The 465-nt window shown below is 34.8% G+C and carries 1 protein-coding gene; it reads left to right on the plus strand.

Annotation, left to right across the window (positions count from 1 at the left end):
• The coding region (locus tag JHD69_RS21185) for a hypothetical protein (RefSeq protein ID WP_233166131.1) at window positions 1–304 on the plus strand (304 nt) is incomplete at its 5' end.
• Window positions 305–465: the final 161 nt, after the last annotated feature.

Raw genomic sequence — 465 nt, forward strand, 5'->3', positions numbered from 1 at the left:
ATGTGTTGCTCTTCTGGAGCTATCGATTTATTTTTCTATTATAAATTACTTAGACGTATTGTCGCAACGGAAAAGTGAGTTTGGAGTTGTTCCATTTGTTGTTTTTGCCGTTATTGTCGGTTCCAAATGGTTTGTGGTTTTTAAAGATGCCCGATGGAATTATTACGTGAAAAAATTCGACAATTGGTCCGAACATAAAAATTCAAATGGAAGTTGGATTGTCTTTGTTTTAACAAGCCTTATCATATTAAATTTTGTCTATTCCTGTATTTTATTTTCTCCATTAAGAGGCCCGTCGTATTAATATATCTAAGAGTTTATCTCTAATACAAATCCCCATCTCCATCTGGCACCTAGTCTGGCGGAAGTCTTATGTGAGCTGGACAATGAGTGTAGATGACTTGTGCCTTAATAAGTAGCTACTCATTAAATTGAGTGTTTATGCCTCTTACTTCTGGATTAAAT

It is taken from the genome of Pedobacter sp. ASV12 (assembly GCF_016429155.1).
Classification (GTDB): Bacteria; Bacteroidota; Bacteroidia; order Sphingobacteriales; family Sphingobacteriaceae; genus Pedobacter.